This is a genomic window from Klebsiella sp. 10, from assembly GCF_018223925.1.
GTDB lineage: Bacteria > Pseudomonadota > Gammaproteobacteria > Enterobacterales > Enterobacteriaceae > Klebsiella > Klebsiella pneumoniae.
Genome location: NZ_JAGRRB010000001.1, coordinates 532145 through 545447, shown reverse-complemented (window position 1 = coordinate 545447; position 13303 = coordinate 532145). Strand labels below are relative to the sequence as shown.

Sequence of the window (13303 nt, the reverse complement as noted above, 5' to 3'; positions counted from 1 at the left end):
GACTATGCAAGATGAAAAACCGCCAATGAAGAAGTTACCCACCTCCATGTTGCCAGAAGAGACGGCTCCACGTCCGGAGTTCCCGGAGCAAGAACAAACCCCGCCGGGTCTGGATGCGGAAATGGAGCCATCCCCGGACCACGGTGAAACCAGCTACACCGGCTCCGGGCGACTGGCCGGTAAGAAAGCGTTAATTACCGGCGGCGACTCCGGTATTGGCCGTGCGGTGGCGATCGCCTTTGCCCGCGAAGGCGCCGACGTCGCGATAAACTATCTGCCCGAAGAGCAAAAGGATGCGGATGAAGTTATCGCCCTGATCAAAGCCGAAGGGCGCACCGCGGTGGCCCTCCCGGGTGATATTCGCTCCGAATCCTTCTGCCAGTCGCTGGTGGCCGACGCGGTGGAACAGCTGGGAGGTCTGAGCATCCTGGTTAATAACGCCGGGCGTCAGCAATACTGTGAAACCCTTGAGGAACTCACTACCGAAGATTTCGACGCTACCTTTAAAACCAACGTCTACGCGCCGTTCTGGATCACCCGCGCCGCACTGCCTCACCTCCAGGCCGGAAGCGCGATTATCAATACCACCTCGGTGCAGGCGTATAAACCCAGCCCGATCCTGCTCGATTATGCGCAGACCAAAGCCTGTCTCGCGATCTTCACTAAATCGCTGGCTAAACAGGTGGCGAAACGAGGCATTCGCGTGAACGCCGTAGCGCCTGGCCCTTACTGGACGGTGCTGCAATCCAGCGGCGGCCAGCCGGACGAGAAGGTGAAACAATTTGGCAAAGACACGCCGATGGGGCGCCCGGGACAACCGGTAGAGATCGCCCCGCTGTATGTCACCCTGGCATCCGATGCCTGCTCATATACCTCCGGACAGGTGTGGTGTTCTGACGGCGGGGATGGTGTGGTCTAAGCCTCCCGGCATACCGACGCGCGCCAGCGCGCGCCGGTATTTTCCCGGCCAACCCTTGCGGCTATATACTGGCCCCTCGCCTCCCGGTTGCGGCAATTTTTTCTTTCCTCCACTCCGCTACTCTGGCCGCATGCTATGATGTCCGCCCGCCGCTGTGCGCTAACCCTGGCCCCGACGCCACCCCTGAGGACGACAGATGAGTAATGACATCCCCCTGAAATTTTATGACATCGTGGACGAATACGAGACCGAAGCGGCTGCGCCGGTAAAGGATGAAGAACGCGATGCGCTGGCGCGCTATTTCCAACTGCTGATTGCGCGGTTAACTAATAACGAAGAGATTGACGAAGAGGCGCAGCGAGAAATGGCCCGCGAGGCGGCCATTAACGAAGACCGCATTGACGATATCGCTAATTTCCTTAATCAGTGGGGCAACGAATAAAGCTCAACGTCAGCCTACCGGCGGAATTGCCTTCCGCCGGTGCTGTCAGGGCGCGAAGCGCCAAGACTCAGCCGTGGCCAGTCTCCTCTCCCAGACGCCTCTGCAGCGCATCAAGAAATAGCGGTAATCCGTCAGGTTGATAGTCGCGGGAAAGATAGATGCCGTAAACGCTCAACGCCTTCGGCGTCCACTCCGGAAGCACCACCTCCAGCGTGCCGCTGGCAATCGCGCCCCGGGCCTCCAGTTCGGGAAGCATCGCAATGCCGCACCCGGCAACCGCCGCCTCCAGCAGCAATGAAGATATCCCTGCGCTCAGATTACCGTTCACCGCCACCGACGCTTCCCGCCCCTGCGCATCGCTGAACTGCCAGTGCTGGCTGGCGAAATGGCTGTATAGCAGGCAGTTATGTCGTTGCAGATCGTCGGGCGTCGTCAACGGGCCATGCTGGCGCATCCAGCACGGCGCGGCGCAGAGCAGCGAACGGCACACTCCGAGGCGACGAGCGATGGCCCCCGCTTCCGGGTTGTCGGTAATGCGAATAGCCACGTCGATACGCTCGCCGATCAGGCTGACCGGATGGTTATTGATATCCAACTCCAGGCGCAGCAGTGGATAGCGGGCGAGAAAGTCCGGTAGCAGCGGGGAGATCAGCTGCATGGCGGTAAAGTGCGCGCAGGCGACGCGCAGTGTGCCGCTGGGATCGGCCCGCTGACGCTCGCCGGCGATTTCATCGGCGATCCGCGTCAAACCGCGGGTCTTGAGCAATACCTTCTCCCCGGCCGGGGTCAGCGTCAGCCGCCGGGTTGAGCGATGGATCAGCCGGGCGCCGGCCCAGCTCTCCATTTGTTCCAGATAGCGGCTCACCATCGGGCGCGACATCCCCAGCGCCCGCGCCGCGGCGCTAAGACTTCCCAGCTCGCAGATGCGCAGATACACCTGCGCAGCAATCACCCTGTCCATCACTCCCCCTGATCTGCACGTTTTATGAAACTCAGCATCTCTTGTTTCAGGAATTTTATCAAATAGCGAAATCCGTACAATGGAACGCATTCACCTGTTACTGAGAATAAATCATGAAATTATCTGCCCTTGCTGTTGCTACCGCCCTGTTCAGCGGCGCGGTCTTCGCGGCGCCTCTGACGCTGCAAACTTACAACCCGCAGGAAAAAGGACTTTTTGCCGTCAACTCGACCCTCGTTTCCGGTCCGCATGAAGCGGTACTTTTCGACGCGCAGTTCAGCGTCAAAGATGGGGAAAAGCTGGTGGAGATGATCAGGAAAAACGGCAAACCGCTATCGCGGATTGTGATCACCTCTGGCGATCCGGATTTCTATTTTGGTCTTGAGCCGCTGGTAAAAGCCTTCCCGCAGGCGGAGGTGGTCGCCACGCCGGAGGTCGTCAAACATATTGCAGCCACCAAAGCGGCCAAACTGGCGTACTGGGGCCCGCAAATGAAAGACGGCGCGCCGACGCAGGTGTATGTCCCGCAGGCGCTGGAGGCCAACAGCTTTACCATCGATGGCGAGAAAGTGACCATCATGCAGCCGCATGACTACGCGGCGTTCGTCTGGATCCGGGCGAACAAAACGATCCTCGGCGGCACCGGCGTGGCGTGGGGTATGCATCTCTGGACCGCCGACACCCAGACGCCGGCCAGTCGTCAGCAATGGCGTAATACGCTGGACCAGATGATCGCCCTGCACCCGCAGCGGGTGATCCCGGGTCATTATCTCGGCACCCCGCCGGAGGGAGACAGCGCGGTGCGCTTTACAAAAACTTATCTCCAGCAGTTCGAGCAGGCGCTGAAGACGCATTCGGATTCGGCCGGGGTGATCAAGGCGATGGAGGCACAGTGGCCGGGCCTGGCGGAGACCAGCTCGCTGGAGTTAAGCGCCAAAGTTAATACCGGTGAGATGAAGTGGTGACCCCTGCGGCGCGCAAGGAGGACTGTTCTTAATCTGGCTCCCCAGGGTTGCTATTACCGAGAAAATGGACCACCCTACCTGTGGCCGCACAAAAAACGCGCGGCCGACTTTGGGTTACATTTCATCCGGTCATTACCGGGTTTGCCCTTGAAACCAGAACAGGATAAAGGAGTCAGAATGAAATCGAACCATCAGGCACGTCATCTTCTCGGTCTGAACTATAAGCTTTCCCGGCAGAAAAAAGTGGTGCTGGAAGGCGATGAAGAAACCACCATCAACCACATCCATGCTACCGGCCGCAAACGCCGCGGTGGTTAATTTTCAGCCTGAGTGATGATAAACAACACCGTCCTGTTGCCAGGATGGTGTTTTTTTATGGCAATTGACTGCTTGTTTACCCGCTTGAAGACCTTCTGCTCTATACTCTGCCCGCTGCTTTCCACCCGCCCTTCGCTTATCGCCGCGCCGGGACTGTGGTCATGATCAAGGAGTTAGTGCGATGCAATTTACCCATAAGAAAAACCGTTCCCTGTACATCCCCTACGCGGGTCCCGTTCTGCTTGAATTCCCCCTGCTCAACAAGGGAAGCGCCTTCAGTATGGAAGAGCGCAGCAATTTCAACCTGCTCGGCCTGCTGCCGGAAGTGGTTGAAACTATCGAAGAGCAAGCGGAACGCGCCTGGATCCAGTATCAGGGATTCAAAACTGAAATCGACAAACATATTTATCTGCGTAACATCCAGGACACCAACGAAACCCTGTTTTATCGCCTGATCGGCAACCACCTTGAAGAGATGATGCCGGTTATCTATACCCCGACGGTAGGCGCGGCCTGCGAACGTTTCTCCGAGATCTATCGTCGCGCCCGCGGCGTCTTTATCTCCTACCAGAATCGCCATAACCTTGACGACATCCTGCAAAACGTCCCGAACCACAACGTGAAAGTGATTGTGGTCACCGATGGCGAGCGCATTCTCGGCCTTGGCGACCAGGGGATCGGCGGAATGGGGATCCCGATCGGTAAACTGTCGCTGTACACCACCTGCGGCGGCATCAGCCCGGCTTACACCCTGCCTATCGTGCTGGACGTCGGAACAAACAACCAGCAGCTGCTCGACGATCCGCTGTATATGGGCTGGCGCCACCCACGCATTACCGACGACGAGTACTATCAGTTCGTTGACGACGTGATCCAGGCGATTAAGGCCCGCTGGCCGGACGTGCTGCTGCAGTTTGAAGATTTTGCGCAAAAGAACGCCATGCCGCTGCTCAACCGCTACCGCAATGAAATCTGCTCGTTTAACGACGATATTCAGGGCACCGCGGCGGTGACCGTCGGGACGCTGATCGCCGCCAGCCGCGGCGCCGGTAGCCAGCTGAGCGAGCAAAAAATCGTCTTTCTCGGCGCGGGTTCGGCCGGCTGCGGTATCGCTGAACAGATTATCGCCCAGATCGTCCGCGAAGGACTCAGTGAAGAAGAGGCCCGCCAGCGCGTGTTTATGGTTGACCGCTTCGGCCTGTTAACCGACGGCATGCCTAATCTGCTACCGTTCCAGAACAAGCTGGTGCAAAAGCGTGAGCAGCTGCAGAGCTGGGATACCACCAGCGAGGCGCTGTCCCTGCTGGACGTAGTGCGCAACGTGAAGCCGAACATCCTGATCGGCGTCTCGGGTCAGCCGGGACTGTTCACGGAAGAGATTATCCGCGAGATGCACAAGCACTGCCCGCGGCCGATCGTGATGCCGCTCTCCAACCCAACCTCACGGGTGGAAGCGACGCCGCAGAATATCCTGAGCTGGACCGACGGCGAGGCGCTGGTCGCCACCGGCAGCCCATTCTCCCCGGTTACCGTGAAAGGCAAGCAGTATCCCATCGCCCAGTGCAATAACTCCTATATCTTCCCGGGTATTGGACTGGGGGTGATCGCCTCCGGCGCGTCGCGGGTCACCGACGAGATGCTGATGGCTGCCAGCGAAACCCTGGCGCAGCACTCGCCGCTGGTCAACAACGGCGAAGGTCCGGTGCTGCCGGAGCTGAAGGATATCCAGACCGTCTCACGGGCGATTGCCTTCGCGGTGGGCAAGGTGGCCCAGGAGCAAGGCGTGGCGGTGAAAACCTCCGCCGAAGCGCTGCTGCAAGCGATCAGCGATAATTTCTGGTTACCGGAATATCGCAATTATCGCCGCACCTCGATTTAATCACTGTCACCGGGTCGACATATCGGCCCGGTTATTAATAACGTCAGAATAATATCTCCAGCCACGGAAACATCTTTTTCGCCCATATTCATTCATCGTAAAAATAGAAAACAGATAGCATTTGCCGCACGCCCTTTGCTGTGCAAAATAGTTGCCTCTCCCCTCACAACGGAATGTGAAATGCAAAAATTAATCCCAGGCACAAATAAAACAATCGCTATTCTGATCCGTGTTATTTTATTGCTTACGGGCGGGTCCGCCATCATCGCCGGCCTGTGCCTGTTTGGCGGCGATATGTGGATGCTCACCCCGCGGGCTGAACAGTATCAGCCCGCCACCGGCGATCTGGTGGATGTCGTCATCTATGAGCCGAGTAAATTTTTCTTCGCCCTGCTCTACGTGTTTATTATTACCCTGGTCTGGCTACTGGCGGTACGTAAAATCCCCTGGCGGCCGATACAGCATCCTATATTACCGCTGATGGTACTGATTGCCGCCGGGATATTTATTTTCCTCCACCCGGAGGTCACCCCGGGTCGGGATGCCAGTATTCAGTACGGTAAACACAACATTTCTTACACTGCCATTTTCTGGAGCAAAACGAATTCAGATCGACATGTCACTCAACCCTCTAAATATGAAATTTTTGTTGAAGCGAAAGATCCCCGCTGGCTTATCGACAGAAACAATCTTGGCCGCGCCTGGCGCTGTGAAGTCAAGCGGCATACCCAGTTTTACACCCTGTCATTCAATGAGGGCTGGTTTCCGGACGGCGATCCGCAGGTCATGGCCCGCCAGTGTACTCAGGTAAGCGATCTGAATGCGCTCAGTGAAACGGCAATCATGATTGCCCGCCCGATCGCCACCGTCCCTGTGGAGGCACCGTAAATGAGCCAGCAAAAAAATGGTTCTGCAACCATGTTCTGGCAAACACATAAGCCCTCTGCGCCAACCCGGCATCGTAGACAAAGGCGGCGCAGGTGACAGCTGGCGGGGCCCCCTGCCAGTTTTGTCACTGGCGCGCTTTCCCTTTCCCCACTACACTGCCATCACCCATCCACTTACTGAATAAAAAAGGAGGCCCCCCATGCTGTATTGTGAAATGTTTATTGTTTCACATGCCTTAGGCAATTGCGCCAGCTCAAGCGTTATCGGTATCGTGCTGCGATAACTATGGCTTGAGCGAAGACCCTTCACGCAATCCCTTCTCTCCGGCTTACCGGGTTATCGTCAGCGAGTTTTGACGAGGCATTTGCATGCCTGTAACTCTTGAGTAAGTTGACTATGAGTACATTACTAACTGCCCATGCGCTCCACGTGGAGACGGCTTTTGGGCCGCTGTTTAACTCCCTCTCCTTCACCCTGAAGAAAGGCGACCGGATCGGTCTCATCGGCCATAACGGTTGCGGCAAAAGCACCCTGCTGCAAGTGCTGGACGGCACCCTCGCGCCCACCTCGGGCAGCGTCTCGCTCGCCGGTCAGTGTCTGATGGCCCGCGTTGAACAGCATCTGCCGGAGGCGCTGCATACGCAGTCGCTGCTGCAGGCGGTGCTGGCCCCATTACCCGCCGACGCGCGGGAAGCACAGCGCTGGCTGGCCGAGCGCCTGCTGGCGCAGATGGGCTTTACCCCGGCGGTGATGGAGCAGCAGACCGCCACCCTGAGTGGCGGCCAGCACACGCGTCTGCTGCTGGCCCGGGCGCTGATCCGCCAGCCTGATCTGCTCTTGTTGGATGAGCCGGGCAACCATCTCGATCTGCCCACCCTGCTGTGGCTGGAAAGCTTCCTGCAAACCTGGCAGGGGAGCTTTGTACTGGTGTCACACGACAACACCTTACTGGATGCTGTAACTAATGCGAGTTGGATCCTCCGTGACCAGACGCTACATTGCTTCGCCTTGCCCTGCAGCGCTGCCCGTCAGGCACTGCAGGAGCAGGATGAAAGCGCCGCGTTACGTCATAAGGCGGAGCAAAAAGAGATCGACCGGGTCAGCGCCAGCGCCCGGCGGCTGGCCACCTGGGGTCGGGTCTATGACAATGAAGATCTCGCCCGCAAAGCCAAACAGATGGAGAAGCAGGTCGCCCGCCTGAAAGACGAGCAGACCGAGCTCAGCGTCGGCCCGCCGTGGCGCCTGGTGTTACAGGGGGACGCCCTGCCGGCCGACCGCCTTTTGGAGATGGACACCCTTCCCGTCTCGCCCGCGCCGGGTCAGCCATCCCTCTTCACCACCGGCGTGGCGCGCCTGCGCAGCGGCGATCGCGTGGCCATCATGGGACGTAATGGCGGCGGCAAATCGTCCCTGCTGCGCCTGCTGTGGCAGCAGATGAACAAGGCATCGCCTCTCCCGGGGCTGCGCCTGCATCCCCGGTTGCACCCCGGCTACTATGACCAGACGCTGGCGCAGTTGCCGGACGAGGCCAGCCTGCTCGAGGCCCTGACGCCGTTTGCCCCGTCGGCGGACACCCGTAAACGGGCGCTGATCGCCGCCGGGTTTGGCTGGGCGAGACATAGCCAGAAGATCAGCACCCTCAGCGGCGGCGAGCGATCGCGGCTGCTGTTCGTTGGCCTGTCGCTGGCGCGCTACAGTCTGCTGCTGCTGGATGAACCCACCAACCATCTTGATATGGAGGGTAAAGCGGTGCTGGCGCAGACGCTGCGCGATTACCCCGGCGGCGTGCTGCTGGTCAGTCATGACCGCCAGCTGATTAGCGAAAGCTGTAACCGCTTCTGGCTGATTGACAGTGCCGGGCTAACGGAGTGGCACAGCCTGGAGGTGGTCTATGCCCGTCTGCAGGCCGTGGCGCCCGCCCCGGACAGTCGGCTCGCTTTGCAGAGTACACCCGCCGGGGCTGACGATGATGAGGAGGCGCTGCTGGCGCGGCTGATTGACCTGGAGCAGTGGCTGGCTGACGACATGGCCCGCAAGCCAAAACATCAAAAGCCGTCGCTGCAGGCACAGTGGCAAGAGGAGATTGCCCGCCTGCTTAACCAACTGACGTAATCTCCATGTCCCCCCACCGGCTAAGGCGCAACACCCTTAGCCGATGTTTCCGGACCGGGTAAACTGCTGCTCGGTCATTACCTTTCCCCACTGCTCCCCCTGCCATTCGCGGATTAACGTGAAGCCAAAGGATTCATACAGTTTGCGGGCCGCGTCCAACCCTTTAAAGGTCCACAGCTGCACCGCGCTAAACTGGCGACTATCGCAGAAAGCCATCGCCTCGCTGAGGAGCCGCCTGCCAATGCCGGTTCCCCGGCAGCTGTCATCGAGAATGAACCAGCGCAAATGCGCCTCCTGCTGGCCGAGGTCCTCGCCATCGATAGCCAGCGAGCCGACGATTTTCCCTTCGCGGATCGCCAGCCAGATCTGGTTGGCCGGGGAGGAGAGCCGGGTGGCAAATTCCGCTACGCCGCTGGCGACCTTGCCTTCAAAAAAAGCGCCAAAGTCATGATGACGGGCGTAATACTCCCCGTGCATCTGGGCTATCCGGCCGATCATCCCCGGCTGGTAGCCGGTCATCAGCGAAATTTGCGGAGCCGTATCCGCAAGCGCGCTATCCCGACACTGCGCCAGCGCCCGGGCATAGGCCGCCAGTCCAGTGGCGACAGTTTGCTGCTGCGTCTCATCCAGATGGTCTAACGCCTCCACCACCTGACGGGTACCCCAGGCGTTAATTTTCGCCACCGTATCGTGCCCCTTTGCCGTCAGGGCGAGTGATTTCGCGCGCGCATCCTCCGCGCAAGGACGCTCCTCCAGCTCACCAGCCGCCAGCAGACGAGAGACCATCCGGCTGACGCTTGATTTTTCCAGTCCCAGCAACGTGACCAGCTGCGCGGCCGTCATCTCCCCCCTCATTGATACCTCAAGCAGGGTGTGCACCGCCGAAGGTGAATAATGGGTGGCGGCCAGCGTGGTGCTCATAAAGCCCAGCTCGCGCACCATTAACCGCGAGGCGGTACGAATCTGTTGGATTAAGGGGGTATCAGGCATGGCGGCGGGTCCAGAAAATGAAATGGTTGTACAATACAACCATCGCCTTCATCCTGCGTCAAGATGCAATATGGTGGGATAAGCGTTGTCGTGTGACGTGTGACGTGTGATTTTGCCGCCACAGGGATCGTGAAAGCGAATGCCGCGGGCGCCGGACAGCGCCCGCGATGAATATTATTGCGGGTTCTTCGCCTTCCAGGCCTCCCAGGCCGATTTGATCTCCTGCTTCGCGGCCGCGGCGTCATTAAAGCCGGCCAGCTCGACCTTTTTACGCCCCTCCGGCAGTTCTTTATAGACCCGGAAGAAGGCCTCCAGCCGCTGCTGTTCTATTTTCGGCAGATCGGAGATGGTCTTGATGTCGTCGTAGGTCGGGTCAATTTTACTGGCCGGTACGGCGATGATTTTGTCGTCTTTCTCACCGCCGTCTATCATCTTCAGCACACCAATTGCCCGCAGCTTAATCAGCGTGCCCGGGGCCATCGGCGCGCGGGTATAAAACACCACGTCCAGCGGGTCGCCATCCCCGGCCAGCGACTGGGTCAGCGAGCCGTAGTTCGCCGGGTAGGCCACCGGCATCGACTGAAAGCGGTCGGCGACGATAAACCCCGTTTTAGCATCGGTTTCGTACTTAATGATCCCGCCCGTCGGGATCTCAGTGACGGCGTAAAATTCTTCCGGGTTGTTTTCCGGCTGGGGAAATTCCAGCACATTGTGGGCCTGGGCGGCGGCGGACAAAAGCAGACCGGCGGTGAGGATGGTTTTTACCAGATGCATTGTTGTATCACTCTGTTGTTATAAGAAATTGATGCGCAAAACAATAGATTCGAGTGATGACAAAAACATGACCATTCAGCGTCAATATTATTACCTACCAAATATAGCGATATTGTCTGAATTTTGTGCTATCTCTGTAGCAAAAAGCCACATTCTGTACTAAGCGCCTTGTATTTTACCACTCAGCGTCTAATCCTTATTGGGTACTATTGCATTAATTATGTTAATCAATTCCCCCACAAGGAGACAGGCATGAAGGCAGCTGTTGTTACCCACGACCATCAGGTTAACGTCACGGAAAAAACGCTGCGCCCGCTGGAATACGGCGAAGCGCTGTTGAAAATGGAATGCTGCGGCGTGTGTCATACTGACCTGCACGTGAAAAACGGCGATTTTGGCGATAAAACCGGCGTCATTCTCGGCCATGAAGGGATCGGGGTGGTACAAAAAGTCGGCCCGGGCGTCACCTCCCTGAAGCCGGGCGACCGCGCCAGCGTGGCGTGGTTCTTCGAAGGCTGCGGCCACTGCGATTACTGTAACAGCGGCAACGAGACGCTCTGCCGCTCGGTGAAAAACGCCGGCTATACCGTCGATGGCGGCATGGCGGAAGAGTGCATCGTCACCGCCAACTACGCGGTAAAAGTTCCGGACGGCCTCGACTCCGCCGCCGCCAGCAGCATCACCTGCGCGGGCGTCACCACCTACAAAGCGGTCAAGGTCTCCCACATCAAACCGGGCCAGTGGATCGCCATCTACGGCCTCGGCGGGCTGGGTAACCTCGCGCTGCAGTATGCGAAGAATGTGTTTAACGCCAAAGTGATCGCTATCGACGTCAACGACGGACAGTTGGAGCTGGCGGCCTCGATGGGCGCCGACCTGACCATCAACTCCCGCAATGAAGATGCGGCGAAAGTGATTCAGGAAAAAACCGGCGGCGCCCACGCTGCGGTAGTAACCGCGGTGGCTAAAGCGGCCTTTAACTCGGCGGTGGATGCCGTTCGCGCCGGTGGCCGCGTGGTTGCGGTGGGCCTGCCGCCGGAGGCGATGAGCCTCGATATTCCGCGTCTGGTGCTGGACGGCATCGAAGTGGTCGGTTCGCTGGTCGGCACCCGTCAGGATCTGGTGGAAGCCTTCCAGTTTGCCGCCGAAGGCAAAGTGGTGCCGAAAGTCACCCTGCGTCCGCTGGAAGATATCAACGCTATCTTCAAAGAGATGGAGCAAGGTCAGATCCGCGGCCGTATGGTTATCGATCTGCGTAGCTAATCACCCGCGCCTCTCCCGTGCGGGAGAGGCGATCCCCCTGGCACGTCCTCTCGCTTCCCAACCCGGGAAGTAAATGCAATTTCCGCAAATGCTTAGCGCAATTCCTTGGTTCCTTTGTTTTTAGCCGCGCCCGATGATGGCAACACAATAGATAACAAAGGAATTCACCATGCATCGTCATTTTCGCCTGCCCGCGCTGGCCGCGCTGTTTCTCACCGGCGCCTTTTCCGTCTGGGCCGCCGACACGCCGGTTAAAGGCGGCACCTTAATTTATCTGGAGCAGCAACCGCACACCAATCTCTATCCGCCCGCCGGCGGCTTTTACCCGAATGGCGGGATTCTCAATCAGATAACCGACAAGCTCACCTGGCAGAACCCGAAAACGCTGGAGATTGAGCCGTGGATCGCCGAGAGCTGGACCAGCAATGCCGATAAAACCGAGTACACCTTCCACCTGCGCAAAGGGGTCACTTTCTCAGATGGCACACCGCTGGACGCCGCCGCCGTCGCCAAAAACTTCGATACCTATGGTCTGGGAGATAAAGCCCATCGTCTGCCCGTCTCGGAGGTCATCAATAACTACCAGCGCAGCGAAGTGATCGACCCGCTGACGGTAAAATTCTACTTCAACAAGCCGTCGCCGGGCTTCCTGCAGGGAACCGCCACCATCGGCTCCGGTCTGGTATCTCTCAGCACCCTGCAGCGTAATTTTGAAGAGCTGGGCGATGCCCGACATATTATCGGCTCCGGCCCCTTCGTCGTGCAGGATGAAAAACCAGGCCGCGAGCTGACGCTGGTGGCGCGCAAGGATTACCAGTGGGGGCCGAAAAACATTGCCCAGCAGGGGCCCGCTAACCTCGACGGCATCACCTATATTGTGACGCCGGAAGACAGCGTGCGTATCGGCGCGCTGCTGGCAGGTCAGGCGGGCTTTATTCGCCAGGTGCAGGCCTACGATGAAAAGCAGGCTACCGATCAGGGATTTAAGATCTACGCTGCCCCTACCCGCGGGGTCAACGACAGCCTGAGTTTCCGCCCGGATAACCCACTGGTCGCCGACCTGCGGGTGCGTCAGGCCCTGCTCCATGCTACCAACGCCAGGCAGGTGGTGGAGACGCTGTTCTCCGCTAACTACCCGCAAGCCACCTCCGTGCTGGCCAGCTCTGCCGCCGGCTATGTCAATCTCAGCGATAAACTCACCTTCGACCAGGCCAAAGCCCGGCAGTTGCTGGATGACGCCGGCTGGAAGCCCGCCGCCGACGGTATTCGCAGCAAAGACGGTCAGCGGCTGGCGCTGACCGTCTATGAGTCGCTGCCGCAGCCGCAAAATAAGGAAGTGCTGCAGCTGATCGCCCAGCAGTGGCGCCAGGTGGGTGTGGCGTTGACGGTCAAAGCCGGGGATGCCGGTAGCCGTACGCTGGATAACCTCGACCCGCAGAAAACCCCGCTCACCGTCTCAGAAGTGGGCCGCGCCGACCCGGATGTGGTGAAAAGTATGTTCTTCCCCAACAACCGCGATGCGCTGCTGCAGAAAGGCGGCTCCAGCGATAAAGTGCAGCGCTTCCGCGATGATAAGCTCAATGACCTGCTGACCGGCATCTCCGCGGCGGTAGAGCCGCAGCAGCGCTTGCAGTTAACCGGTGACGCCCAGCGCTATCTGATCGATAACGCCTATGTGATCCCTATTTTCGAAGAGCCGCAGGTGTTCGCCGGCGCGCCGTGGGTCAAAGGCGTCAGCTTCGAGGCCGTCGGTCGTCCGTCGTTCTACGGCGCGTGGCTGGACAAGCACTAA

General features: G+C 58.8%; 13 protein-coding genes. 9 read left to right on the top strand and 4 right to left on the bottom strand.

All coding sequences use genetic code 11. The features are described from left to right. The first annotated feature begins 4 nt into the window (after positions 1–4). Positions 5–919 carry an SDR family oxidoreductase gene (locus KHQ26_RS02750; protein ID WP_004151242.1) on the top strand — a complete coding sequence of 305 codons (915 nt, stop codon included), beginning with the start codon at positions 5–7 and terminating at the stop codon, positions 917–919. A 196-nt stretch (positions 920–1115) separates the two neighbouring features. After that, positions 1116–1361: a YmjA family protein gene (locus KHQ26_RS02745; RefSeq protein WP_002906114.1), complete on the top strand. Its 246-nt coding sequence runs from the start codon at positions 1116–1118 to the stop codon at positions 1359–1361. Positions 1362–1428: 67 nt separating this feature from the next. Here KHQ26_RS02745 and KHQ26_RS02740 read toward each other — a convergent pair whose 3' ends face one another. Further along, complete coding sequence (locus tag KHQ26_RS02740) at positions 1429–2322, bottom strand: LysR family transcriptional regulator (protein WP_020803487.1); 894 nt, start codon at positions 2320–2322, stop codon at positions 1429–1431. A 113-nt stretch (positions 2323–2435) separates the two neighbouring features. Between KHQ26_RS02740 and KHQ26_RS02735 the strand changes: the two genes are divergently transcribed. After that, a complete protein-coding gene (locus KHQ26_RS02735; protein WP_004151241.1) occupies positions 2436–3287 on the top strand; it encodes a Vmh family MBL fold metallo-hydrolase in 852 nt (283 codons plus the stop codon). Between the two features lie 177 nt (positions 3288–3464). Beyond that, entirely contained in the window at positions 3465–3605 is a 141-nt protein-coding gene (sra, locus tag KHQ26_RS02730) for a stationary-phase-induced ribosome-associated protein (RefSeq protein ID WP_004143727.1), read from the top strand. Here the strand turns inward: sra and KHQ26_RS02725 are convergent. Beyond that, a complete protein-coding gene (locus KHQ26_RS02725; protein ID WP_002906122.1) occupies positions 3602–3730 on the bottom strand; it encodes a hypothetical protein in 129 nt (42 codons plus the stop codon). The two genes, sra and KHQ26_RS02725, sit on opposite strands and share 4 nt — an antisense overlap. 56 nt (positions 3731–3786) lie before the next feature. Here KHQ26_RS02725 and KHQ26_RS02720 point away from each other — a divergent pair, with 56 nt between their 5' ends. The 3 genes from KHQ26_RS02720 to KHQ26_RS02710 all read left to right on the top strand — a co-directional run bounded on the left by KHQ26_RS02720 (position 3787) and on the right by KHQ26_RS02710 (position 8484). Next, positions 3787–5484 carry an NAD-dependent malic enzyme gene (locus tag KHQ26_RS02720; protein WP_002906125.1) on the top strand — a complete coding sequence of 566 codons (1698 nt, stop codon included), beginning with the start codon at positions 3787–3789 and terminating at the stop codon, positions 5482–5484. Between the two features lie 180 nt (positions 5485–5664). Next, the gene (locus KHQ26_RS02715) at positions 5665–6372 is read left to right on the top strand and encodes a hypothetical protein (RefSeq protein ID WP_020803475.1); all 708 of its coding nucleotides are present in this window, start codon (positions 5665–5667) and stop codon (positions 6370–6372) included. 396 nt (positions 6373–6768) lie between these two features. Beyond that, positions 6769–8484: an ABC-F family ATP-binding cassette domain-containing protein gene (locus tag KHQ26_RS02710; RefSeq protein ID WP_032410327.1), complete on the top strand. Its 1716-nt coding sequence runs from the start codon at positions 6769–6771 to the stop codon at positions 8482–8484. A gap of 36 nt (positions 8485–8520) precedes the next feature. On the opposite strand, the gene KHQ26_RS26275 is transcribed toward KHQ26_RS02710, so the two are convergent. Then, on the bottom strand, positions 8521–9474 hold the full coding sequence (locus KHQ26_RS26275) for a bifunctional helix-turn-helix transcriptional regulator/GNAT family N-acetyltransferase (RefSeq protein WP_004184175.1): 954 nt from the start codon (positions 9472–9474) through the stop codon (positions 8521–8523). Between the two features lie 174 nt (positions 9475–9648). Further along, complete coding sequence (locus KHQ26_RS02700) at positions 9649–10248, bottom strand: inorganic diphosphatase (RefSeq protein WP_002906218.1); 600 nt, start codon at positions 10246–10248, stop codon at positions 9649–9651. A gap of 252 nt (positions 10249–10500) precedes the next feature. Between KHQ26_RS02700 and adhP the strand changes: the two genes are divergently transcribed. Both adhP and KHQ26_RS02690 read left to right on the top strand, forming a co-directional pair. Beyond that, positions 10501–11511 carry an alcohol dehydrogenase AdhP gene (adhP, locus tag KHQ26_RS02695; RefSeq protein WP_002906221.1) on the top strand — a complete coding sequence of 337 codons (1011 nt, stop codon included), beginning with the start codon at positions 10501–10503 and terminating at the stop codon, positions 11509–11511. Between the two features lie 169 nt (positions 11512–11680). After that, positions 11681–13303, top strand: a complete 1623-nt coding sequence (locus KHQ26_RS02690; RefSeq protein WP_002906226.1) for a TIGR04028 family ABC transporter substrate-binding protein — start codon at positions 11681–11683, stop codon at positions 13301–13303.

Bases quoted from the DNA above. Each gene is read 5' to 3' on its own strand.
- KHQ26_RS02750 (WP_004151242.1), top strand. From the start codon at position 5: ATGCAAGATGAAAAACCGCCAATGAAGAAGTTACCCACCTCCATGTTG.
- KHQ26_RS02745 (WP_002906114.1), top strand. From the start codon at position 1,116: ATGAGTAATGACATCCCCCTGAAATTTTATGACATCGTGGACGAATAC.
- KHQ26_RS02740 (WP_020803487.1), bottom strand. From the start codon at position 2,322: ATGGACAGGGTGATTGCTGCGCAGGTGTATCTGCGCATCTGCGAGCTG.
- KHQ26_RS02735 (WP_004151241.1), top strand. From the start codon at position 2,436: ATGAAATTATCTGCCCTTGCTGTTGCTACCGCCCTGTTCAGCGGCGCG.
- sra (WP_004143727.1), top strand. From the start codon at position 3,465: ATGAAATCGAACCATCAGGCACGTCATCTTCTCGGTCTGAACTATAAG.
- KHQ26_RS02720 (WP_002906125.1), top strand. From the start codon at position 3,787: ATGCAATTTACCCATAAGAAAAACCGTTCCCTGTACATCCCCTACGCG.
- KHQ26_RS02715 (WP_020803475.1), top strand. From the start codon at position 5,665: ATGCAAAAATTAATCCCAGGCACAAATAAAACAATCGCTATTCTGATC.
- KHQ26_RS02710 (WP_032410327.1), top strand. From the start codon at position 6,769: ATGAGTACATTACTAACTGCCCATGCGCTCCACGTGGAGACGGCTTTT.
- KHQ26_RS26275 (WP_004184175.1), bottom strand. From the start codon at position 9,474: ATGCCTGATACCCCCTTAATCCAACAGATTCGTACCGCCTCGCGGTTA.
- KHQ26_RS02700 (WP_002906218.1), bottom strand. From the start codon at position 10,248: ATGCATCTGGTAAAAACCATCCTCACCGCCGGTCTGCTTTTGTCCGCC.
- adhP (WP_002906221.1), top strand. From the start codon at position 10,501: ATGAAGGCAGCTGTTGTTACCCACGACCATCAGGTTAACGTCACGGAA.
- KHQ26_RS02690 (WP_002906226.1), top strand. From the start codon at position 11,681: ATGCATCGTCATTTTCGCCTGCCCGCGCTGGCCGCGCTGTTTCTCACC.